A 23,578-nucleotide genomic window follows, 5' to 3' on the forward strand; every position below is an offset into this window, starting at 1 on the left:
TCGAAGATAGGAGCTGCCAGGGTAGACACACCCCTTCGATATTGCTCACGAGAATCTACGTAGCGGCGTTTACGAATCATCACCATGTCATCGTGTGGCCTACCCGGGTGTGTAGTGTAGAACGTCTTTTGCAACAGTTACTAAAGGCGCGATTATTAAAACTCCATCAAGCCACATTGACAACGTTATCATTCTGTGCAATCATTAATTTATCAAATGTATTAATTAAATAGAGAAGGGGTGAGGTGATCATTGAAAGTCATCTATTTCGACATCGATAGTCTTCGTCCTGACCATCTGGGCGTGTACGGCTATAAACGTCCGACATCCCCCAATATTGATCAAGTTGCTCGGGATGGAATCGTGTTTACCAACTGCTATACGTCAGACAGCCCTTGCATGCCCTCCAGAGCGGCGACGATTAGTGGGCGGTTGGGGACGAGAACAGGTATTGTGACACATGGATCACGCGGCGAAACCATGGATCTCAAAGTCGATACCTTACCGAACATCTTGCGCGTCGCAGGGGTCACGACTGCCGCCGTCTCTACCTTTGGAAGACATCCTTCTCCGTGGTTTTATGTCGGATGGGAAAATTTTTACGATCCAAAAGGTTGGCACTTTCAGGCCACTCCGGCTTGGAAGATCAACGAGATCGCCTTGGATTGGCTGGATGACCATGCAAAGGACGACTTCTTTCTCTGGGTACAGTACTGGGACGTCCACAGTGTGTACAATCCGCCGGAGTCCTGCGTGGACGCAGTAAAATCGGACGATTATCCAGAATACCCGACCAAGGACCAGGTTCACAATCATCGGAACGATGTGTTTTGGCATTCGGCCGGCATGATGGGGATTGATTCCTACGAGACGTACAAGCATGTGGTGGACCTGTACGATGCTGAGATTCGATATGTTGATTATCACATCGGTCAGGTCCTGAAGAAACTCGATTCGTTAGGGATAAGCGAGGACACGGCCATCATCATTTCCGCCGATCATGGTGAGGAACTTGGCGAGCATGGGGTCTACATTGAGCACTGGAGTGTCTATGATGGCACAAACCGTGTTCCGCTGATCGTGCGTCTTCCGAAAGCTTTGCAGCAATCGGGAGTCAGGCACGACTTGGTCTACCAAATGGATTTGTCCGCAACAATACTGGATTTGTTTGGCGTCCGCGTTCCCGAGAAATGGGATGCGAAATCTCTGCTTTCCGGGGACAGCCGAACGCACCTGGTGTGCGGACATGGGTTGTACACGGCTCAACGAGCCGTCATAACGGAAAATTGGAAATTAATCCGGACCTATCATCCGGGTCAGTGGGATATCCCTAATGTGCAACTTTTTGACCGGAAGCATGATGTATTCGAACAGCACTCCGTGGCGCATGAGCACAGGAGTGTGGTGAAGGAGTTAATGGATTACTTGACGGATTGGGAATCGCGCGTCGCCGGCGAGACGGATCCCATGAAGGTGAACGCGCTGTACGGCCCGCCGGGAATTCAACTCTACGGCCAGCAGGCGATGGAGGCCTATGAGAAGCACCGCCGCGTGATGGATTTTGTTTTGCCGGATCGCAAGCCTTCCATTGACCCCTGATTGGGAATCTCGTGAAGACAGTGTATGGGCGGTGAGAACGATTGCGAAGGGTTTACCCTGCGATTTCAATTGTCGGCGGAATTGCCTTGTGGTGGGTACTCGCACTCATCCCTGCGTTCAGTAAGGTGTTGCCGACACCCATAGCGGTGCTGCAGGCGGTTCCCCAGCAACTTCATGCGGGGCTGGGGACGAACATCGGCATGAGCTTGATGCGGGTAGGCATTGGCTTTGCCATAGCGTTGGTTCTTGCGGTTCCCATCGGGTTCTTGATGGGGTGGTACCGATGGGCCCAGGGATTGCTTGAACCCTGGATCCAGTTTTTTAGAACCGTGCCTCCCATAGCGTTGATTCCAATGGTCGTGATTATTTTCGGCATCGGTGAATCGGCGAAGATATTCGTCATCTGGACCGCCGCATTTTTAACCATCGTGATTTCCGTCTATCAGGGCGTGAAGAACGTGGACACCACTCTGTTGAAGGCGGCCAGAGTGCTTGGGGCCAATGACTTCAATCTGTTTTGGGATGTGGTCATCCCCGCCTCTTTTCCATACATTCTCGTCGGCATCCGGCTGGGTCTCGCGAGCGCTTGGAGCACTTTGGTGGCTGCAGAACTTATCGCGAGTCAGCATGGGCTCGGCAGCATGATTGAGCAGGCTGGGTTGTACTACCAGGTCTCCGTCATTGTCATGGGGATTTTCATCATTGGCATCATCGGGTTTCTCATGGACCGGGGCGTTCTCTGGATGGAAAGGAGGCTGACGAGGTGGCAGGAGACATTGAAATAGGCTCTCAACATGTCATCAAAGTAGAGAACGTGACGAAGGCATTTGCGACCGGTAAGGGAACCCATGTGGTCTTAGACAACGTGAATTTGGAGATTAACGAGGGGGACTTCATCTGTGTGGTCGGTCCTTCTGGATGCGGGAAGACCACCCTGCTGAACATTCTTGGCGGGCTGGAGAGGGCCGACGGAGGAACCGTTTTGCACAGAGGAGTTCCTGTCGAGGGCCCGCATCCCAGTCGCGGTGTCATCTTTCAGCAATACGCACTCTTTCCGTGGAAGACTGTTCTCGGAAATGTGGAGTTTGGATTAAAACTCAAAGGGATACCCAAACGTGAGAGAACAGAAATAGCGCTTCATTATTTGGATCTAGTTGGACTCACAAAGTTTAAAGATGCCTATCCCAAGGAACTGTCCGGGGGCATGAAACAACGCGTGGCCATCGCCAGGGCGTACGCGGTCGATCCCGAGGTCCTGCTCATGGACGAGCCGTTTGGGGCCTTGGATGCTCAAACCCGCGGCCAATTGCAGGAAGAGCTTCTCAAAACGTGGGAAAAGGAGAAGAAGACTGTCTTCTTCATTACGCACGACGTGGAAGAAGCGGTCATATTGGCCAACCGCGTCATCATGATGGACGCCCATCCAGGGCGAATCAAGAAGGAGTTGAAGGTTGACTTACCATACCCGAGAAATCAGGAAACCAAGCTTCTGGATAGTTTTACACATCTGAAGAACGAAGTGTGGATGAATGTCTACCGTCACTAATTTCAATTTCAAGGGGGATTTTTCAATGAAACGTGTGATGCTGGCTGGTGCAATTTCTTTGGCTTCTGTCGTCGCTTTGGCTGGTTGCGGCACGAGCAGTGAGAATTCAACCAACGCCCAGACTTCGAAAGACAAGGAATCTGGAAAGCTCCCTGTCGTTCGCGTTGCGTACATGCCTGATATCCATGGGGCGGCTCCACTGGCGATTGCCCAAAAGGAAGGGTACTTCAAGCAACAGGGCATTGATGTGCAGCCTGTGAAATTCACGAGTGGGCCGCCCGAAATCGATGCGATGGCGGCAGGACAAGTTGATATCGCGTACATTGGGCCGGGCGCCATCTTCCTGGCCGCAGAAGGCAAGGCCGACATTGTTGCCGTTGATAGCCTGAATGTGGGTGACATGATTTTGGCGAATCCGAAGTCGGGCATTAAAACGCTGGCGGACCTGAAGGGGCATACCATCGGTGTGCCAAAAGGAACGTCAGGAGAGATGATCCTCAACCTGGCCCTGAAAAAGGCAGGGTTGACCCCGTCGGATGTCAAAATCGTGAATATGGATGTGTCCAGTGAAGTGAGCGGCTTTGTGGCTGGGCACGTGGATGCTGTGGCCACATGGAATCCTTACACATCCGAGATACAAAAGCAGATGCCGAACACAGTGGTCTTGGCGACGGACAGGACATTCATGCCTGAATTTACGTTTCCGCAGGTATGGACAGCCAGCCCAAGTTTTGAGAAGTCTCACAGTGACCTGGTCCAAAAATTTGTCAATGCTTTAGCCGAAGCGAATGACTGGCGAATGAACCATGTCCAGCAGGCGGTCTCAATGACGGCTTCCTTCACCGGCGCGCCAGCCGCTTCCCTGCAATCCCAAGCAGGCACGACGGATTGGTTGAGTTCCTCCCAAATTCGGTCCTACATGGTCGACGGGACTGTCGATGGGTGGATGAAAAATTTGGAGGAGCAGTTTGTACAGAGCGGAACCCTGCCTAAGGTGGTTAATCCGTCAACGTTTGTGAATGAGAAATACTACAAGAACATCTCCAAATGATGGGTTGCTTTGTCTGTGCTGTGCGCATGGTGCAATGATGAAATGGAGAGATGGAAGTGGCGCAAGTGAGGCCAAACGTCCTGCTGATTACGACTGATCAACAACACGCGAACACGATTCATGCATTGGGGAACTCCGTGATAAAGACCCCGAATCTGGACGCCTTAGCCGCACGTGGCGTGAGTTTTGGGAGGACATACGTTACCAATCCGGTATGTTCCCCAAGCCGAGCTTCTATCTTGACAGGTGAATATCCATCGCGGCACGGATGCTGGAATATTGGTGTGAAATTAGATGAAGGCCGACCGCGCATAAGCGATGCATTCAGCGCGGCGGGGTATCGCACAGCTCTGTTCGGCAAGACCCACTTCCAGCCTGTCCTGGCAGAGGGGAGTTTTGAGGCGCGCCCGCACACTTTTGATAGAGATTTTTGGCGACATTGGGATGGCCCGTATTACGGCTTTCAAAAAGTCAAGATGCTCCACGGTCACGCTGACGAGATATCCTCTGCGGGCATGCACTATGGCGTCTGGTTGGAGGATCAAGGCATCGATATTGACAAGTATTTCGGCCCGAATGGCGGCTATCGCGAGGGGAGGTGGGACCTCCCCGAGGAATTTCACTATACCAGGTGGACGGCTGACCAAACGATAGAGTTCCTCGAGCAGCACGACACGGATCAGCCATTCTTTGTGTGGTGCAGTTTCCAAGATCCCCACAACGCGTTCTTGGTGCCGGAACCATGGGACCAGATGTACGATATTGAGGATCTGCCCGAGTTTATCCGGCGGCCCGGTGAAATGGACGACAAGACCCTTTTGCACAAGTGCCTCATTGAGGACAGGCTGGATGAAATGGATGTCGAAATCACCGCCGATCCGAACCATCCAACGAAAGGCATACAGTGTCTTGGGCCGACGACGGACAAAATCGGTGAAACGCGCGCCAAACGGTGGCTGGCCGCCTATTACGGTATGATCAGTCTGATTGATCATCACATTGGTCGACTGATGCAGACTCTTGATCGACTCGGGCTGACCGAAAATACGGTTGTCATCTTCACATCGGATCATGGTGATTATGCGGGTAACCACGGACTGTGGTTAAAAGGCCCGCTTCACTACGAGGACGTGATACGCGTTCCGTTTATCGTAAGCTGGCCAGGGCACATTCCGCAAAATGTCCAGAGTCAGAGTTTGCAAAGTCTGGTCGATCTCGCACCTACCTTGTGTGACTTGTGCCAAATTGGGAACGCACCTAGTGTCCAAGGTGTGAGCCAGCTTCACACCTGGATGAACCCGCATGAATCCGTGCGGAACTATTGCCTGATTGAGAATCGTGCCGAACCCGCGTTTTATGTCAAGACCATCGTTGACGAGCGGTACAAGCTCAACTATTTTCTGGGCCGCAATGAAGGAGAACTGTATGATTTGCAGGAGGATCCGCACGAATTCGTGAATTTATACAACGATCCGGCTTACACCGATGTTGTATTGCGAATGATGAAGGCCATGATAGACATGTATGGACAGCTCGAAGGACCGTATCCGCCCCGCTTGAGTTTCGCGTAGAACCACCCGGGGAGCTGCCTTCACAGACAAGAGGTGACCCTTGCGATGATTGGCCAGAATGTAAACCGTACAAAGCACCTGAATCGCTACTTGGTTTTAAAAACGGTTTATCAGTACGGGCCAATCAGTCGCTTGGCGATTTCGAAGATCACCCATTTGGCAGCGGCAACCATCTCCAACATCACATCCGAGCTCATCTCCGACGGAATTCTCGTTGAAACGGATCGGGTGGCTTCTCAAAGCAGAGTGGGCAGAAGAGAGATCTTGATTGATGTGAACGCGGATGGCCGATACGTCATCGGCGTTCACATCGGGAGAAAGATTCTTAGCTGCAGTGTGATTAATTTGAAGGGTGAGATCCTGCAAAGAGAAGACCATCTCTCGGAAGACCAGTCTGTCGATGAGACCGTAGCGCTGATTGAGGCGTTCGTTCGCAAGCTAACCGTAAACCAGGAAAAAGTGTTGGGAATTGCCCTGGGAGTCAATGGATGGGTGGATTTCTTTTCTGGCACTGTGAATCGGCGCCCTAATGAGCGCTGGGCCAATGTACCCTTGGTGGAATTTGTTCAGAGACGAACGGGCGCGCGCGTGGTGATGGACAACAACGTAGTGGGGATGTCACTGGCGGAAAAACTCATGGGTCTCGGGAAACCGTTGAACAATATGCTTTTCCTGTACGCCGATGTGGGTGTGGGCGCTGGGTTGATAAGCAATGGCGTTCCCTATCGGTTTGGTCCTGTGAATGTGGGGCACATTTCCATTCGCCAGGACTCCGATGAATGCTGGTGCGGAAGCGTTGGATGCGTGGAGCTGTTCGCGGGCACCGATAACATTCTAAGAAAAGTGAAATCATTGTATCCCCATTATTTCGCGAACGGGGACATAGATATATCTGACTTGATTGCGCTTGAAAACGTCCCCGAAATCCGGGAGGTGTTCCAAGAAGTCGGAGCCTCCCTGGGTATCGGCTTAACCAACACGATGAACGTGTTGTCTGTACCGCATGTGATTGCCTGTGGCCGGATATTTGACAGTGAAGTCGTGTGGAATGAACTGAAACATGTCCTAACCAAGAGAGTCATTACCGGGCCTGTCACAATCCAGAAGTCCGCATACGGTGTGCATGAGATTGGCGTGCTGGGAGCAGGCAGTTTGGGCATCTACCACTTCATGCTGGTTGGCGGATTGCCAGATCTGGAACGGGAACTCATGCCATACATCTAGGCGGTATTTCTCGATGGACTTATCACCTCCAGTACGTGCCTGATGATTTCAAACGGGGGGATCTGCGAATGAAAAACCTCCAAACTCATTCGTGTTGCACTCCGGGCCGAAAGGGGTCATCGGGTCGCGTCCAGTTTCCACATGGCGGTGAGACGAAAGACGTCACTTCTGACATGATCTATCTACCAGGTGGAGACTTCCTGATGGGGACCGACTCCAACGAGGGCTTTCCCGATGACGGGGAAGGTCCGGTCCACAAAGTGACCTTGAAACCATTCTACATTGACGCTTGTACAGTCACGAACGCCGAGTTTCAATTGTTTGTGCAAGAGACCGGCTATGTCACGGATGCGGAGAAGTTTGGCTGGTCCTTTGTTTTCCACAGTTTGGTTTCCGAACAGGTCGCCAAGACCGTCACGCAAGTCGTTCCCACAGCGCCTTGGTGGTATGTGGTGGAGGGCGCTGATTGGCAACATCCTGAGGGCCCCGATTCGGACATCTCAAACCGGCTGGATCACCCCGTGGTCCACGTGTCGTGGAACGACGCAGTTGCTTATTGCGCATGGGCCGGAAAAAGGTTGCCGACCGAGGCGGAGTGGGAATACGCGGCAAGGGGCGGATTGGTTCAAAAACGTTACCCCTGGGGGGACTCGTTGCTCTCAGAGGATGGAGAGCACCAGTGTAATATATGGCAGGGGGAATTTCCATACCGGAACACCGCGGAGGACGGGTTTGTCAGTACAGCACCCGCAAAGAGTTTTCGACCCAATGGTTTTGGCTTGTACAACGTATCAGGAAATGTATGGGAATGGTGCGCGGATTGGTTTAGTCCGAATTATTACATGAACAGCCCAACTGTCGATCCGAAGGGGCCCCCGATAGGACAAAACCGAGTCATTCGAGGCGGTTCGTATCTGTGTCATGAATCCTATTGCAATCGTTATCGTGTTGCCGCCAGGAGCTCCAATACGCCCGACAGTTCCACCGGGCACATGGGATTCCGGTGTGCTGCCGATGCCTGATGCAAGTTGTCATCCGCTGCCCGGGCATGTGCAATTGTTGGGGATTGAAACCAGACTGCGGTGGCGAAGGTGGAAATGATGATCAGCAGGAGGAAATCTACACAAGTTCATCAGGGTTTAGAACGGCCGCCTGTCTTCGTGGATGAATCTAAATATGTCCAGCAGCATCTCGCCAACGAACGTACATTTCTGGCGTGGATTCGTACAATCATATCGATTTTAGGCGTTGGTTTCGTAACAACCACACTTCATTTTGAATTCGGCAATCGACTACATTCAAACGCTGACCTGCTCATCAAGCTGATAGGCTTATTTACAATTGTATTTGGCTTTGTGGCATCCGTTTTCGCGGCTGTTTCGTATCTACAGAAGCGAGAGGGGATTAATCATTCTGGGTTTCATTCAACCGGGATCTGTGTCATCTTCGTCGGCTCTTCCGTCGCCGCAGTTTTGATTGCCATGGCGTGTTATATGGCCCTCGCCTACTAGCGTTCCGTTAGAACAGTATGGCAGCCCCCGAAAGTACCGGAGGGAACAACGTAGAAGATGAATGATACTGATGAGAGTAAACGCGTTTTGCAACACCTGGCCAATGAGCGAACGGTGCTGGCTTGGCTGCGCTCAATTCTATCTGTATCCGGTGTGGGATTTGCGTTAATTACTCTCGCCATCGATACCCATATCTCCAGATGGTATCCAATCCGCATCGTAGCTGAAGGCCTGACGCTATCCGGTGCTTTAGCCTCCGTGTTGGCCACGGTTCACTACTTCAAGAAAAGGGCGGAGATCAACGTTCATGGTCACCGCACAAGTCTTCATTCCCTCTTTTGGCTGTACGGATTGCTAGGTCTGATTCTTGTTGTAGCAGTCGGTTTGGGAGTCATGCAGTTTCTGTCCCATGTTTGACATAGAAGTTAGGCCTAACCATCGATGATGAAGCTCAACATACTCGCAGGTATGGCTTGATTGAAAATTAGCCTTTCTGTAGATTAGTGTTAACTCGGACATGGAGGATGTAGCCATGGTACCACCCAACTTCGATAGCGGGGGAGATTTCAAGAGCAATTGGGGGCAGGAATGAATCACTCCCGTAGAGCGAGTATGGAGTAACAATGACGGGCCGCTTGCTTCGGCTGGGTTCTTGCCGGTCGGAAAATGCCGAAAGATTGGTGCTATGGAGTAAAAATGTAGAACATGCAATGGCTTCAGATACTAATGTGGTCGTACCAAGTATGCAAGTGAATGATGAGGGGGAAATGTCATGAATCGTATAGCCCATTTTGAAATGCAAGTAGCGAATACGGAACAAACAGTCGAGTTTTATAGGAACATCTTCGGGTGGAAGATTGAAAAACATGGTGATTTAGGCTATTGGCTTATTACCACGGATGAAGAAGGCACCGGCATTACCGGTGGAATTTTGCCCTCCCCTGATGGGCAAGCTCGTGTAATTAACACAATTGAGGTTGATAACGTGGACGAATATTTAGTGAAAATTACTGCGAATGGCGGTGAGACGGTATACCCAAAAATGCCGATTCCAGGGAGAGGTTATGTTGCATATTGTCAAGGCCCCGAAAAGCTGATTTTTGGGATATTCCAACGTGATGAGAATGCCAAATGACTTTTTCCGGGACGAATGTGGGATATGGATTCTGTAGATGGGTTAGTTCCTCAGTGAGGGAGATTACTTGTCTGGACGCAGAAATGCAGAAGCGGATACCCCCTTTATGAAGCGGAGAATTCTCTGATACACCATTGACGTCGGGATTGGACGCGCGTCGAGGGAAGAAGGCGGGGCAGTCCGATTCCATCTTGCTTATCCATATTGATTGGAATCGTCATACATATGACGCGCTGAGCATCCAGCGGGACACGCGGATGTACATGCCGGGCAATGGGTACACGGAGATAACCTCGTCGGGTATGGCCTGCCTGGAACCGACTACGGCTGTCAGCAACTCCACCAGGCCGCATTGGTCGGTATTGGCAAGGCGATGCTGGAATATTTTACTTTATACTTGAGGAGGGGTAGCCTGTGCAGAAGTTTGACATCGCCGTGATACCGGGCGACGGAATCGGTAAGGAAGTGGTTCCGGCGGCCATTCGTGTCCTGGATGCTGCTGCTGAGATCCACGGAGGATTGGCGTTCTCTTGGACAGAGTTCCCGTGGAGTTGCGATTATTATCTGGAGCACGGCGAAATGATGCCGGAAACAGGGATTGAGACGCTGAAAAACTTTGATCAGATATTCTTGGGTGCGGTTGGCATGCCGAGCGTGGTCCCGGACCACGTGTCCCTATGGGGATTGCTCATCAAAATTCGAAGAGAGCTGCAGCAGACCGTCAACATACGGCCTGCCAAGCTGTTGCCGGGGTTGCCATCCCCTCTGCGGCACCCGAACGGCTTTGATCTGCTGGTGGTTCGCGAGAACTCCGAGGGTGAGTACTCCGAGATTGGCGGACGGATCCACGAAGGACAGGACGAGATGGCGATTCAGAACTCGGTCTTCACCCGAAAAGCCACGGAACGGGTGATGCGGTACGCATTTGAGTTGGCGTCGAAGCGCAAGCGGCACGTGACATGCGCGACCAAATCGAATGGCATCACGCACACAATGCCGTTTTGGGATCGGGTGTTTGGTGAGGTGAGCAGGGAGTTTCCCGACATTCAGACCTCGCGCACACACATTGACGCGCTGTCCGCCTTCTTCGTGATGAAACCGGAGACGTTGGATGTCATCGTGGCTTCGAATCTGTTTGGGGACATTCTGACCGATCTTGGCGGAGCCATCATGGGCAGCATCGGCATCGCGCCCGCCGCGAATTTGAATGTCGAACGGAAATACCCGTCGATGTTTGAACCCGTGCATGGTTCGGCGCCGGATATCGCTGGGCAGGGCATAGCGAACCCGTTGGGTCAAATCTGGACGGGGAAGATGATGCTCGACTTTCTCGGGTACGAAGAGCTGGGTGATCTCGTGCTGAAGGCGATAGAGAAGACGTTGGCGTCCGGCGTAAAGACGCGCGATATTGGCGGCAGGCACAGCACGGAGGAGGTCACCCGCGCGGTGTTGGACAACCTGAGGGCACAGGCGTGAGACCAAATTCATGCAGCGGGTGCCGAGAGGTTGAGTCGAACAGGGGCAGGAATGTTGCGAAGCAACCACTTGGAATGTGGGATGGGCCCGCCGTACACCGAGTTGCATACTGGCGAGCCCTTTCGCCGTTTTTGGAGGGTGTAGGAGTGCGGAGACAGGAGCGAATACAGACTGTGAACCTCTGGGCGTGATGTGTGGGCTTCGCGTGGGATCATTCACTTCGTTTGAAGTTCATTCCAAATCATTTTGGAGATGTCGTCTATGGTGTCGATGCCGTACTGCTCCGTCGGGTTGTTGATGGTGTACACTGCGATGACATAGTTGCGCCCATCTCCGTCCACGTAACCTAAACTGTTGATCCGCCAATCGGACCAGGTCTTCGGTGACCATCCATCTTTAATGGCCACTGTCGCGTTGGTGTCGACTCCCGCACTCACTCCCCATTGTTGATCCGCTTCCACGTGTTCCATCAGATTAAGTCCGTACTTACGTTCCTCATTGGTTAGGATGTCATTTGGGCAGGCGAATAGCTTCATGGCTTTTAACATGTCCGACGCTGTCGTGGTGGTCAATCCCCAGTGGTCATTCGCGGTGGTGTGGGACATTCCCAGCTGATCCATGAACCTCTGCATAGCCGCAGTGCCGCCGTCATCCTCCCATAAATCGGTGGCGGCATCATTGTCGCTATTTTCAATCATTCGCGTCGATTGTTCTTGCTGCTCCTCTGTTAGATTTCCATCATTCTCTTTCAACGTCTCCGCCAGGATAAGTACTTTTATGGTGCTTGCGGGACAATATACCGAATTCGGATGGAAACTGTATGTTTTCCCCGTCCTTTTATCGTAGATCGCGACAGAGACATCGTCGTCACGTGTTTTTATAAATTGGCGAAATTGGGTTCCAAATAGATTCAGACGGTGTTGTGTCGGTTCCGTCGTACGGCTTACCGGTTTCGTGACCTGACTTGGTCGTTGTGCCGCAGCTTGCCGTGCTCGCATTCCGTACTGCAAAAAAATCAGGATACCAAGGATTCCTGCGATGACTACAGAACCAAGAATTTTCCTGACCATATTGGCCCACCCCATACTTTAAGTTAGAGGAAGCGCCTTGAAGGGAAGTTGAATTTCAGGGAACATGGCACATTTGGCTTGATAATTCAGTGGCGGTGCATGACTCCGGTTGCATTCGTACTTGAGGTGACGACTTGCAAGCGTCGGGAGGCCCCATGCAACTTACAGGCTGTGTGGGCAGAGGCTGATAACAATAAATTTTCAAAAACGTATTTACAAGGACGCCTGCCCCAATTATAATGAGGCAAAGAAAGCGCTATCCTTAATGTCATCCGTGACGAGGTCGACCGAAAGACTCTCTCGGATGGAGGTTTGCTTATATGTATACATAAAAATATAAAAATAAATATTTTATAGATCTCATTCGCTGTATGGGATACCAACTCAGGTTTTCGTTGTGCGAACATGCAGATCTATGAACAAGACCAGGGTACAAAGATTTGATAAAGGGGGAAGAAGGAGCAAAATACGACAAATCTTAGGCTCAAATGAGGTGCAAACTGAGAGTGTAAAGAAGTCATTGGAGGCTGTTTGAAAGAAAAACTTTTGTTTCTCCTACCCTTATTGTAAGCGGTTTCCTTCAGAAAATATCTCACTGGGACAGTTCGGTGTTTTCGGCTGGGAAAGCGGTTTCCTTGTATCCGGCCGACTTCGGATGTTTGACGCATGTACGTGTCCGGTACGGATCGTATAAGGCCACCTTGACCTGCATGAGACTTCATGCCAAGCGCGTGTTGGACATGAAAGAATAGAATTTAAGACGAAAGGTATGTGAAGGAGATGACCGGAAAAATTCAGCTACAAACTCTATCGGGGCCGAAGGGATTGAGGTGGAGTCGAACCCTTTTTTCGGTCAAGGAACTCGGCGTAATCGGGGGCATCGTTCTAGCCGCAGTCATATTTACCGTCTTGAATCCACAGTTTTTATCGATGACGGAGGCCGCCTCCATTATTACAAGCGCGGCGGAGATTGGCATCATCGCAATTGGCATCACCATCCTCATGATAAGTGGGGAGTTTGACCTCTCAGTCGGTTCCATCTACGCATTGTGTCCCACCATCTGGGCGTATCTCTTTGTCCAACAACACTGGAACATTTGGCTCAGCCTCGTGTGCGCCCTCATTCCCGCTGCACTGACCGGTTTGGCCAATGGACTCATCGTGACGCGATTCCATGTCAACTCATTCATTGTCACGTTGGGCACACAGATGTGGTGGCGCGGCATCGTTCTCGTGGCGACTGGAGGATATCCCATTTCGTACTTCGGCAGTTCCAAATTGATGCACGTGTTGGGAGGGGAGGTTGCCGGGGGGCTGCACTTTACCGCGGTCTGGTTTGTCGTGGCCGCTGTGCTCGGATGGTTTGTACTCAACAAGACGAAATTTGGGAACTGGTGCTTTGCTTCCGGTGGCAAACCGGATGCTGCGCGCGCCATGGGGATTCCGGTGACGCGGGTCAAGGTTGTGAACTTCTGCATCAGCGCTTTGTTGGCTGGCTTAGTTGGGTGTATGGACCTCGCAAGGCTGAATTCGGTCTCCCCGGCACAGGGTCAAGGCTTAGAACTCACCGTCATCGTGGCTGCGGTGATTGGCGGCACGGCACTTGCCGGGGGCATCGGGAGTGTGGTCGGCTCCTGCCTCGGTGCCCTTCTGATGGGCATGATTACGTCGGGGTTGATCCTCATGGGGGCGCCAAGTTATTGGTACACATCGTTTGTCGGGCTCATCTTAATCATTGCCGTCATGTTCAACGTACGCGTCAGCAGGATCAGCAAATCTAGAGGTGCGTAAGGGGGTGCGTGAGTGTGGGTGATATCTTGCAACTCTCGAATATCCAGAAGCGGTTTGGGACCGTCCAGGCGCTCAGGGACGTGAATTTTACCATCGCCCAGGGCGAAATTGTGGCACTCATTGGCGACAACGGGGCCGGGAAATCGACGCTCATCAAGATCATCAGCGGGTATCACGCCCCGTCTGAAGGCAGGATGGTTTTCGATGGTCGAGAGGTTCACCTGAGATCTCCCAACGAAGCGCGATCTCTGGGTATTGAAACGGTCTATCAGGATCTCGCTTTGGTTGAGAATTTAAGCCTGTGGAGGAACTTCTTTCTCGGAAAGGAACGAACGAGTGCCGGCTGGTTGAATGTGTTGCGTCGCGAGGAGATGGAAGAGGCTTGTATGGAAGCCTTGGCCGATATGGGGATTCGATTGCGCTCAACGAGAGAAGAAGTCGGTCACATGTCCGGGGGCGAACGGCAAGCCGTCGCCATTGCGCGAGCCGCGTATTTTGGGGCCAAACTCCTGATTCTCGATGAACCCACAGCGGCGTTATCCGTCAAGGAAACCGAGCGGGTTTTTGAAATCGTCAAGGAGGTGAGTCGCAAAGGGGTATCGGTGATTCTCATCATGCACAATCTCGGCCAAGTTTACCAAGTCGCAGATAGATTTGTTGTATTGGAACGCGGCGTCCAGATAGGCAACTTCACAAGGGACCAAACCACGTTGGACGCCATTACCCAAATGGTGGTCGGGGTGCATTGAAGGGGTTCCGACACTCCAGACAACCACAAGTGTTCGTGTGGTTATCGGATGATTGGAACTATATCGATAAAGTTTTGTAAGGGGGCAAATTCATGAGGAGATTATGGAGAAAAGCCATTGCGTCCTCGTTCTGTGCGTTCGGGGCATTGACGTTCACAGTCGGGTGTTCCACGTCCAGCACGAACTCGGCGAACGCATCCTCCGGCGCCTCGGGGTCAAGCCAATTGTCCAGCGGTTCAAACGCGGCTCAGCACACGGGGAACTCGAAACTCACGTTCTACGTCATCGCACACAGCGGACCTTCCGATCCGTTCTGGGCCGTGGAACAGAAAGGGGTGCAGGCGGCGGCGAAAGACCTGGGTGTGAAGGCGATTTTTGAGGGACCACAGACCTTCAGCATTCCGGACGAGGTGAACCTGCTCAATGCAGCGATTGCGGCAAAACCGGCTGGGATAGCGGTTACCCTGCCGGATCCCAAAGCATTCAATGAATCCATCAAGCAGGCGCAGGCCAATGGAATACCCGTCATTTCGTTCAATGCGCAGGATTTCTCGAAGAGCGTTCCTGTGAAAGGGTATGTCGGCCAAGATGAAACGCAATCGGGCGACTTCCTCGCGAGTCACGTGCTCAATCAACTCCACTCTGGTGATCACACCGTGATTCTCAACAGCCAGCCCGGAGCACTGAATTTGACCTGGCGAGAACGGGGGATTGAGCAGGTGTTAAAACCGAAGGGGGTCTCGGTAGATGTGCTCAACATCGGGACCGACGCGAACCAAGCCATCTCCATCTTGCAGAGCTACTTTGCCAAACATCCAAACGTCAAACTCATTTTCAGTTTGGGGCCGCAGGAGACGATACCTGCTGTCCAGTTCCTGAAACAAGCCAATCTGCAAGACAAGGTGAAAATCGCGTCGTTCGACATTGATCCGAACACCCTGCACGCCATTCAGCAGGGCATGGACCTGGGGACGGTCGACCAGCAACCCTTTGTCCAGGCTTACATGTCTGTCGTGGAGCTCTACCTGACGGCCAAATACGGCATGTCGCCCGTGGACGTCAATACGGGGACGTTGTTCGTGACGAAGGACAACGTATCGAAGATGGAGAAGCTGGTTCAATCCGGAATCGGCGGCTGAGGGGGCGCGGCGCATGCGCGAAATCTCGCTTGGAATCATCGGTGTAGGTCGGATTGGAAAGCTGCACGGAGAGAACATTCGCCGACTTGAGGGGGTGAGAATCAAAACGGTCTCCGACATCTATGTCGATGCGATTCGCACGTGGGCCAAGGATATGGGCATCCCGCACGTCACCGACGATTATCTGGATATCCTTTCCGATTCCGAGATTGACGCCATTCTCATCTGTGCGCCGACAGACCTGCATACACAGATCATTGAGGAAGCAGCCCGGATTGGGAAACACGTATTCTGCGAGAAACCGGTCAGCATGGAGCTTGAGAAGACGCGTCGCGCCGTCGACACCGCACAGGCAAACGGCATCTGCTTGCAAATCGGTTTCAACCGCAGGTTTGATCATAACTTCAAGCGGCTGAGACAGGCGGTTGTTGACGGGGCTGTGGGCGAAACCCATATCCTGAAAATCACGTCGCGGGACCCTAACCCTCCATCGGCCGATTATATCAAAACTTCGGGCGGGATTTTTCTCGACATGGCCATCCACGATTTCGATCTCGCGCGCTATCTCGTCGGCGGAGAAGTCGAAGAGGTGTATGCCCGGGGAGAGGTCCTTATCGACGATACGTTCCGGGAGCTGGGCGACGTCGACACGGCAGTCACCGTTTTGAAGTTTGACAACGGGGCGATTGGAATCATCGACAACAGTCGCAAGGCGGTCTATGGCTATGACCAGCGCGTTGAGGTTTTCGGATCCAAGGGCTGTATGGTGGTGGACAACGACTATCAGAATACAGCCCAGTTATGGACGGGAGGTGGTGTGTATCGCGATGCGCCCAAATTCTTCTTTCTTGACCGATACAACGAAGCCTATGTCGAAGAAATGAGATCTTTCATTGACTATATCCGCAACGGTACTCCTCCGCTCGTGACAGGGCACGACGGATTCCAAGCAGAGTGTATCGCGCACGCGGCCATGCGCTCGTTGAAGGAAGAGAAACCCATCAAGGTTCGGGATATTTATGAACGCATAGGAGGAGAAACGTGGAACCGCTCAAGGTAGGCATCATCGGGGCCGGCAGAATGGGAGAACTCCATGCACGGAATGTCACAGAAACACCTGGGTGTGTGGTGTCCGCAGCCTGGGATTTAGATGCCGCACGGAGCGCCCGGATTGCCCAAGAGTTACAAAGCCGTGTGGGTTCGAATCCAGAATCGGTGTTTCAAGAAGCGGATGCCGTCATCGTCACCACTCCTACAAGTACACACCTGGATTACATTGAAATGGCACTCCACTACGGGGTCCCGGCCATGGTCGAGAAGCCGCTCACGTTCTCAGCCGGGGATCTCGAAAAGTTGCGGGCGATGAACAACCTGCACCTGATTATGCCCGCATACATGCGGCGCTTCGACCGCGCGTATCGGACGGCGCAACAGTACATTGCCGAGGGGAAAATTGGCCGGGTCCTCAGTGTCATCGCGATTGGCCGGGATCAAACCCCTCCGACACCGGAGTTTGTTCCACAATCTGGCGGTCTGTTTTTTGACATGGGCGTACATGACTACGACCTGATTCAGTGGCTGACCGGTCAACGTGTCGTGCGCGTCCGTTCCATCAGCGGCGGTTTGTGGCGGAACGCTTACATGCAAGCACTTGGCGATCCGGAAGAGGGCGCGGTTCTGCTCAACCTTGACGAGGGTGCCATCGCCCAGGTTCTCCTCAGCCGATCCGTACGATACGGATACGACATCCGCATGCGGGTTTTCGGAACCGAGGGGTCGCTGGAAATCGGGGAGGCGCCACGGGACAAGACGACCCGATTCACGGCGGAGGGGATGGTACGGCAAATGCATTCCTTCCCGGATCGGTTTGAAGACGCCTACCGCAGCGAGGTTGCCGTTTTCCTGGATTGCGTGCGCAAAGGGGCCGCGTTTCCAGTCGACGTGGCGAGTGTGCTGGAGGCGGAACGGGTCGCGTATGCAGCCGCCGAGTCCCAGAGGCGCAACCATGCGGTGAACATCGCAGAGAGAAGGGAAGGCGTATGCTGAATGTTGCGGTTGTCGGAGCCGGGGGGCTGGCCCGCCGTCGCGCGGAGATCCTTCAGTCGTTGTCAGGTGTTCGTGTGTCGGCCATGATTGGGAGGTCCCGGCGGGGCGCGGCCGTAGCCGAAGAGTTAGGGGTCCCCTTCACGACCTCGCTTGTGGATGGCGTGCGGAACGCGGACGCGGTGGTCGTCTCCATATCGACAGACCAACACCTACCGGTCGTGGAGCAACTCTTGTTAGAAGCCAAAAAGCCGCTGCTGCTTGAAAAACCGCTAGCCAGCAATCTGACGGATTGCATCCAGATGTGCCGTTTGATTGAGGAAGCGGGAGTGCCCGTACACATCGGGTACCAGCGGCGTTTTCTGCCCGATTATGTGCGCGCCCATACGGTTGTTAGGTCCGGCGATCTCGGTCGGGTATTCGTGTGCCTTAGCACCAGTCGCGACCGCGTTTGTCCAGACGCAAGGTACATTCGAACGTCGGGTGGCATCTGGCGTGATTTGGTCATCCACGACATTAACCTGATTCGCTGGTTCATGAACGACGAGGTGGAATGGGTCGAGGGCCTTGGTACGAATGGGGACACGGAGTATCTAAAAGAAATGCAGGACTTCGAGGATGTCCTCGGCGTGATGCAGTTCGCCTCAGGTGGTTTAGGGTACGTCGGGGCGAGCCGTACCGCCCATCACGGATGTGACATCCGCACAGAGGTGTGGGGGGAGACCGGATCGGTCTTCGTGGAACTGGATGAACGTCGTGACCTCGCCCTTCTCTCTAAGCAAGGGATTGTTCGGCAAGGATTTACCGATTATTTGGATGTGTTTGGCCGAGCCTTTGTGGAGGAAGTGAAGGCCTGGGTGAAGAGTATGGTGGATGGGACACCCGGAATGATAACCGTGCAAGAAGCCCTGAAGGATTCTATCGTGGCCGAGGCCTTCACGTTGTCGGCGAACGAAGGGCGCAGGGTCTATGTGGAGGAAGTCCGTCAGACGGCCGCCGTCTCATGAAACCATCTCGGAAATGGGAGGGAGCCTGGTGCATACGGTTCGACTCACCGTCGCGCAAGCCCTTGTGCAGTTTCTCGACAACCAATACGTTTTGGTGGATGGCAAGGAATCCAAGTTTGTCCGCGGCATCATGGGGATCTTTGGCCATGGCAACGTCACGGGCCTGGGAGAGGCCATCGAAAATCACCGTGGATCTCTCGAATTCATTCAAGGCAAGAATGAACAGGGCATGGCCCACGCCGCCATTGCGTTTGCCAAGCAGATGAATCGGCGCGCGATTTACGCCTGCACCTCCTCTATCGGTCCCGGTGCGCTGAACATGGTCACCGCAGCCGGAACGGCGACGGTCAACCGGATTCCGGTTCTCTTTCTGCCCGGGGATGTGTTTGCTTGTCGTCAGCCTGATCCGGTGCTCCAGCAGATTGAAACCGCTCACGACTATACCGTCACGGCAAATGACGCGTTTCGTCCGGTGAGCAAATATTGGGACCGGATCAATCGGCCAGAACAACTGATGCAGGCCCTGCTGAATGCCATGCGCGTCCTGACGGATCCGGCAGAGACCGGCGCGGTAACCCTCGCCTTGCCGCAGGATGTTCAAGCAGAGGCCTACGATTGGCCGGTGGAATTTTTGGCGAAGCGCGTGCACGTCATTGACCGCCTGCGCCCCGCCGAGTCTTCCCTGTCCATCGCCGTTGACATGATTTCCAGGAAGCGCAAGCCATTGCTCATCGTGGGCGGGGGTGTGCGGTACAGTGAAGCCGCGGAGACTGTAGAGGCCTTTGCGAAAGCGTTCCGTATCCCTGTTGCCGAAACGCAGGCGGGAAAGGGTGCCGTCGTCAGCGATTTCTCCCTGAATCTCGGCGCCGTAGGGGTGAACGGTTCGGCGGCAGCCAACCGGATCGCTCGCGAGGCTGACTTGGTCATTGGTGTGGGGACCCGGTTCACGGATTTCACGACTTCCTCCAAGACCGCATTTTCCAATCCCGATGTCCAGTTCCTGTCCATCAACGTCTCGAGAGCGGATGCGTACAAACTGCAGGCTTTTCCATTGATTGGGGATGCGAAGGCCGCCTTGACCGAGCTGCAGACGGCCTTGGCCGCACGGGGGTACCAATCGGAACATTCACTTTCCGATTTGGCCGAACTCAAGCAGAAATGGCAAGACGAAGTGACACGCCTTGTTGCGCGGTCACAACCGGAAGGACTGACGCAAACCCAAGTCATTGGCGAGGTGAATCAGTTTATCGACGAGACCGCCGTCATCGTCTGTGCCGCTGGCAGCCTACCCGGCGACCTTCACCGCCTGTGGCGTACGAAATCGCCGGGAACGTACCACATGGAATACGGGTTTTCTTGTATGGGCTACGAGGTCAGTGGTGCGTTCGGCATCAAGCTGGCTGTACCGGATTGCGACGTCTATGCGTTGGTCGGGGACGGCAGCTACTTGATGCTGCATTCTGAACTGGTGACCAGCATTCAAGAGGGCAGAAAGATTACCATCATACTCTTTGACAACCATGGATTCCAGTGCATTCACAGCCTGCAATGCAGCCAAGGAAGCAAGGGCTTCGGCAACGAGTTCCGCTATAAATCCGAGGAGACGCGTCGCTTGACGGGAGAGTATCTGCCGATAGACTTCGCCGCCCACGCGCGGAGCCTCGGGGCAGCCGCGTTCCAGGTTCAGACTGTCGAAGAGCTGCGGCAGGCCTTGCAGGCAAGCCGAGATACGGATGTGACCACGCTCATCGATGTCAAGATAGTTCCCCGGTCCGGGAGTGCGGGGTACGATTCCTGGTGGCGGCTCGGTGTGGCGGAAACCTCCTGTGACGAGGATGTGCGGGCGGCGGCGGTCAGGATGCAGGAGATGGCGAGAAACGCGCGCCCGATTTAGGGGGAGTCCCGCCCCCTTTCCGGACATACAACTGGGAACCAAGGGGATGAGGAGAAAGCATGGGGACTCGAAAACTGTGGCTTGGCGTGCACCCTATCAATTGGATTGGCGAGGATGTATTGGAACACGGGGATTGGTACACGGCAGAACAGGTGCTGGACGAGATTCAGAGCCTGGGTTTTCACGGCATCGAAGTGGTGCGGAAATTACCCCGAGACGTGGCCGGTTTGCAGTCCGTTCTACGTCCCCGAGGACTGCACGTCGTGAGCCAGTGGAAGTCCGTGTACTTTAGCCGCGCGGATTGTGCGGATAAGGATGCGCGACGGAGCGAGTTGGAAGCGTATAAACGCCACGCGGACAGGTTGAGCCAGCTTGGTTCGAAAGTCGTCAGCACCGCCGAACTTGGCGGTTCCGTGTTGGATGCGTCCCAGCCCGGCGCAACTGTGACCCCGTTGGATGACGACGGGTGGGCGCGGCTCATCGAGGGGCTTCACGCGGCTGGGGAGATTTGTCAATCGTTTGGGATGAAGCTGGTATACCACCACCACGCCGGAACGGTGGTAGAGCGGATGGAGGAGATTGACCGGCTGATGGAATCGACGGATCCCAATCTCGTGTACCTGTTGTACGACACGGGGCATGCGTATAACGCCGGGATCAACCCGCTCGATTTGTTCCAGAAGTACGCACACCGAGTCGGTTACATTCACCTCAAAGACGTGCGAGAAGAGGTATACCGCGCTGAGCGGACAAAAGGATCGCCGTTCAAAGAACGGATTCGGAGAGGTGTGTTCACGACACCCGGGCACGGCTGCATCGACTTCAGACCGATTTTGGAGAGCATCTGTCAGTCGGGTTTCACCGGCTGGCTGATGATTGAGGGAGAACAGGATCCGGCTCTGTACAATCCGTATGAGTTTGTCGGACATTCCAAGCGGTATTTGGAAGCCCTGATTCAATCCATAGGGGGTGAATTCCTTTATGACTAAGGCGGTTACGGACGTGGAGCACATCGAAGAATTGAGAGAACTCGCCCGCACGGCGCGCCAACACATTGTGCGCACCATCCATAAGGCAGGAGCCGGACACCTCGGCGGCCCCTTGTCTGCGGTGGACATTCTGACGGCTTTGTATTTCGACGTCATGAATGTCAATCCGGACAACCCATCGTGGGAGGATCGGGATCGATTCGTTTTGTCGAAAGGCCACTCGGCGATTGCACTTTACACGGTCCTGGCGATGCGGGGGTTCTTTCCGGTTGCCGAGCTGGATACGTTCGATGCGATGGATTCCAGGCTCCAGGGCCACCCGGACATGAAGCTGTTGCCGGGGGTTGACATGTCGACCGGATCGCTCGGGCAAGGGATCTCCGCCGCGGTGGGGATGGCTCTGGGGGCCAAACTCCAAGGCCGCAAGTTTCGGGTGTTTTGCCTGATTGGTGACGGGGAATCGCAAGAGGGGCAGGTCTGGGAGGCCGCAGATATCGCCGCCAAGTATGGCCTGGATAATCTCGTTGTCATCATGGACTTCAATAAACTTCAGCAGTTTGGCTGGGGAAAGGGAAGTCTGCGCGCCAGCCCTGTTGCCAATCCAAAAGAGCGGTGGGCGGCTTTTGGGTGGAACGTCGGTGTCGTGAACGATGGCAACGACATCGCCGAGCTGTTGGCCGCGCTGCACACGCCGGCGGCACCGGGACGTCCGTCGATATGGATTGCCCACACGGTGAAGGGCAAAGGGGTTCGCTTTATGGAAAATGACTATGTCTGGCATGCGAAGGTCCCTTCCCTTCAGGAACTGAATGACGCACTCGTGGAATTGGGGGGAACACCTTGTATCTGACCGAAGAATGCGTGGCCATGCGGGACGCTTTTGGGGAGTCGCTGCTTTCTCTATCGCAAGCGGATGAGAGAGTCTATGCGTTAGACGGGGATTTGGCGAACTCAACGAAAGTGGACCGGGTCGCGCATGAAAACCCGGATAAATTTCTGCAGATGGGGATTGCGGAACAGAACATGGTGGGAGTCGCAGCAGGCTTGGCGGCTGTCGGCCTGCAGCCGTGGGTGACCAGTTTTGCGGCGTTCACTTCCAGGCGCGCACTGGATCAAGTGCTCGTTTCGGTGGCGCAGCCGCAACTCGACGTCAAGCTCGTGGGCGCTTACAGCGGGTTGTTGAATGGGAAGACCGGAAAATCGCATCAGGGGCTTGAGGACATCGCCGTGATGCGGGCGGTTCCCAACATGACCATCTTGGCGCCAGCTGACGCGGTGGAAGTAGGCCTCGTGATGAGATGGGCGAATGAACACCCTGGCCCCGTCTACATCCGATTGGCCCGCGATCCGTCGCCCATTGTATTTCCGTCGAGTGCTGCCCATGACGTGGCAAAAGCGGTCTGGCTTTGTGAGGGGACCGACGTGACACTGGTGACGACCGGGATTCAGACGCCCCGGGCGGTGGCGGCCGCGAACATGGCGCGGCATCAGGGGCTGTCCGTGGGTGTGCTGCATGTGCCGTGTATCAAGCCGTTGGATGTCCCGTCTATCGTTTCTGCGGCGCAAAAGACGGGCGCGATGGTCACGGCGGAAGAACACAACATTATCGGTGGCCTCGGCAGCGCGGTGGCTGAAGCGGTCGCCGAGACATGGCCGGTGCCGATAGTCCGCGTGGGCGTGAAAGACAAAAATTCGGAGTCGGGTCCGAGCGATGCCCTGCTCAAAAAGTATGAGTTGGATGAAGATGCCATGATGCAGGCGATACACCGCGCACTACAAATGA

23 protein-coding genes are annotated in these 23,578 nt (G+C 54.0%); 22 read left to right on the forward strand and 1 reads right to left on the reverse strand.

From position 1 onward, the window contains the following. The first annotated feature begins 252 nt into the window (after positions 1 to 252). The 12 genes from AK2_RS12800 to AK2_RS12850 all read left to right on the forward strand — a co-directional run bounded on the left by AK2_RS12800 (position 253) and on the right by AK2_RS12850 (position 11,113). Positions 253 to 1,599, forward strand: coding sequence for a sulfatase family protein (locus AK2_RS12800; protein ID WP_083521174.1), 1,347 nt, complete (start codon positions 253 to 255; stop codon positions 1,597 to 1,599). An 86-nt stretch (positions 1,600 to 1,685) separates the two neighbouring features. Beyond that, the gene (locus tag AK2_RS12805; protein ID WP_217994703.1) at positions 1,686 to 2,384 is read left to right on the forward strand and encodes an ABC transporter permease; all 699 of its coding nucleotides are present in this window, start codon (positions 1,686 to 1,688) and stop codon (positions 2,382 to 2,384) included. Next, on the forward strand, positions 2,363 to 3,145 hold the full coding sequence (locus AK2_RS12810) for an ABC transporter ATP-binding protein (protein ID WP_245632903.1): 783 nt from the start codon (positions 2,363 to 2,365) through the stop codon (positions 3,143 to 3,145). The genes AK2_RS12805 and AK2_RS12810 overlap by 22 nt, the downstream gene beginning before the upstream one ends. Continuing rightward, positions 3,129 to 4,196 (forward strand): ABC transporter substrate-binding protein, encoded by a 1,068-nt coding sequence (locus tag AK2_RS12815; protein ID WP_083521175.1) that lies wholly within the window; start codon positions 3,129 to 3,131, stop codon positions 4,194 to 4,196. Before AK2_RS12810 ends, AK2_RS12815 begins: the two co-directional genes overlap by 17 nt. Before the next feature lie 50 nt (positions 4,197 to 4,246). Then, positions 4,247 to 5,767, forward strand: coding sequence for a sulfatase family protein (locus tag AK2_RS12820; protein ID WP_083521176.1), 1,521 nt, complete (start codon positions 4,247 to 4,249; stop codon positions 5,765 to 5,767). Between the two features lie 45 nt (positions 5,768 to 5,812). Beyond that, positions 5,813 to 6,991 (forward strand): ROK family protein, encoded by a 1,179-nt coding sequence (locus AK2_RS12825; RefSeq protein ID WP_067935059.1) that lies wholly within the window; start codon positions 5,813 to 5,815, stop codon positions 6,989 to 6,991. A gap of 68 nt (positions 6,992 to 7,059) precedes the next feature. Further along, positions 7,060 to 8,013, forward strand: a complete 954-nt coding sequence (locus tag AK2_RS12830; protein WP_083521177.1) for a formylglycine-generating enzyme family protein — start codon at positions 7,060 to 7,062, stop codon at positions 8,011 to 8,013. 60 nt (positions 8,014 to 8,073) lie between these two features. Then, entirely contained in the window at positions 8,074 to 8,502 is a 429-nt protein-coding gene (locus AK2_RS12835; RefSeq protein WP_083521178.1) for a YidH family protein, read from the forward strand. Positions 8,503 to 8,559: 57 nt separating this feature from the next. Continuing rightward, positions 8,560 to 8,919, forward strand: coding sequence for a YidH family protein (locus AK2_RS12840; protein ID WP_067935065.1), 360 nt, complete (start codon positions 8,560 to 8,562; stop codon positions 8,917 to 8,919). Between the two features lie 355 nt (positions 8,920 to 9,274). Beyond that, a complete protein-coding gene (locus AK2_RS12845) occupies positions 9,275 to 9,637 on the forward strand; it encodes a VOC family protein (protein ID WP_067935067.1) in 363 nt (120 codons plus the stop codon). A 146-nt stretch (positions 9,638 to 9,783) separates the two neighbouring features. Next, on the forward strand, positions 9,784 to 10,038 hold the full coding sequence (locus tag AK2_RS17830) for an LCP family glycopolymer transferase (RefSeq protein WP_169794791.1): 255 nt from the start codon (positions 9,784 to 9,786) through the stop codon (positions 10,036 to 10,038). A gap of 13 nt (positions 10,039 to 10,051) precedes the next feature. Then, a complete protein-coding gene (locus AK2_RS12850; protein WP_067928694.1) occupies positions 10,052 to 11,113 on the forward strand; it encodes a tartrate dehydrogenase in 1,062 nt (353 codons plus the stop codon). Between the two features lie 215 nt (positions 11,114 to 11,328). On the opposite strand, the gene AK2_RS12855 is transcribed toward AK2_RS12850, so the two are convergent. Then, complete coding sequence (locus AK2_RS12855) at positions 11,329 to 12,183, reverse strand: serine hydrolase (protein WP_067935070.1); 855 nt, start codon at positions 12,181 to 12,183, stop codon at positions 11,329 to 11,331. A gap of 825 nt (positions 12,184 to 13,008) precedes the next feature. On the opposite strand from AK2_RS12855, the gene AK2_RS12860 reads away from it, so the two are divergent. From AK2_RS12860 to AK2_RS12905, 10 genes are all read left to right on the forward strand, one after another. After that, positions 13,009 to 13,974, forward strand: coding sequence for an ABC transporter permease (locus tag AK2_RS12860; RefSeq protein WP_067935093.1), 966 nt, complete (start codon positions 13,009 to 13,011; stop codon positions 13,972 to 13,974). Positions 13,975 to 13,988: 14 nt separating this feature from the next. Next, positions 13,989 to 14,723, forward strand: a complete 735-nt coding sequence (locus AK2_RS12865; RefSeq protein ID WP_067935073.1) for an ATP-binding cassette domain-containing protein — start codon at positions 13,989 to 13,991, stop codon at positions 14,721 to 14,723. Positions 14,724 to 14,815: 92 nt separating this feature from the next. Then, positions 14,816 to 15,862 carry a sugar ABC transporter substrate-binding protein gene (locus tag AK2_RS12870; RefSeq protein ID WP_083521180.1) on the forward strand — a complete coding sequence of 349 codons (1,047 nt, stop codon included), beginning with the start codon at positions 14,816 to 14,818 and terminating at the stop codon, positions 15,860 to 15,862. Positions 15,863 to 15,875: 13 nt separating this feature from the next. Then, positions 15,876 to 16,922 carry an inositol 2-dehydrogenase gene (iolG, locus tag AK2_RS12875; protein ID WP_067935079.1) on the forward strand — a complete coding sequence of 349 codons (1,047 nt, stop codon included), beginning with the start codon at positions 15,876 to 15,878 and terminating at the stop codon, positions 16,920 to 16,922. Further along, complete coding sequence (locus AK2_RS12880; RefSeq protein ID WP_067935086.1) at positions 16,904 to 17,908, forward strand: Gfo/Idh/MocA family protein; 1,005 nt, start codon at positions 16,904 to 16,906, stop codon at positions 17,906 to 17,908. Before iolG ends, AK2_RS12880 begins: the two co-directional genes overlap by 19 nt. After that, positions 17,902 to 18,912, forward strand: coding sequence for a Gfo/Idh/MocA family protein (locus AK2_RS12885; protein ID WP_067935087.1), 1,011 nt, complete (start codon positions 17,902 to 17,904; stop codon positions 18,910 to 18,912). The genes AK2_RS12880 and AK2_RS12885 overlap by 7 nt, the downstream gene beginning before the upstream one ends. A 28-nt stretch (positions 18,913 to 18,940) precedes the next feature. Then, a complete protein-coding gene (gene iolD, locus AK2_RS12890; RefSeq protein WP_067935088.1) occupies positions 18,941 to 20,806 on the forward strand; it encodes a 3D-(3,5/4)-trihydroxycyclohexane-1,2-dione acylhydrolase (decyclizing) in 1,866 nt (621 codons plus the stop codon). A gap of 59 nt (positions 20,807 to 20,865) precedes the next feature. Further along, the gene (gene iolE / locus AK2_RS12895; RefSeq protein WP_067935089.1) at positions 20,866 to 21,795 is read left to right on the forward strand and encodes a myo-inosose-2 dehydratase; all 930 of its coding nucleotides are present in this window, start codon (positions 20,866 to 20,868) and stop codon (positions 21,793 to 21,795) included. Further along, positions 21,788 to 22,645 carry a transketolase gene (locus AK2_RS12900; protein ID WP_067935091.1) on the forward strand — a complete coding sequence of 286 codons (858 nt, stop codon included), beginning with the start codon at positions 21,788 to 21,790 and terminating at the stop codon, positions 22,643 to 22,645. The genes iolE and AK2_RS12900 overlap by 8 nt, the downstream gene beginning before the upstream one ends. Then, the coding region (locus AK2_RS12905) for a transketolase family protein (protein WP_245632904.1) at positions 22,636 to 23,578 on the forward strand (943 nt) is incomplete at its 3' end. The genes AK2_RS12900 and AK2_RS12905, both read left to right, overlap by 10 nt.

Origin of the sequence: Alicyclobacillus kakegawensis NBRC 103104, assembly GCF_001552655.1 — a bacterium.
GTDB classification, from domain to species: Bacteria; Bacillota; Bacilli; order Alicyclobacillales; family Alicyclobacillaceae; genus Alicyclobacillus_G; species Alicyclobacillus_G kakegawensis.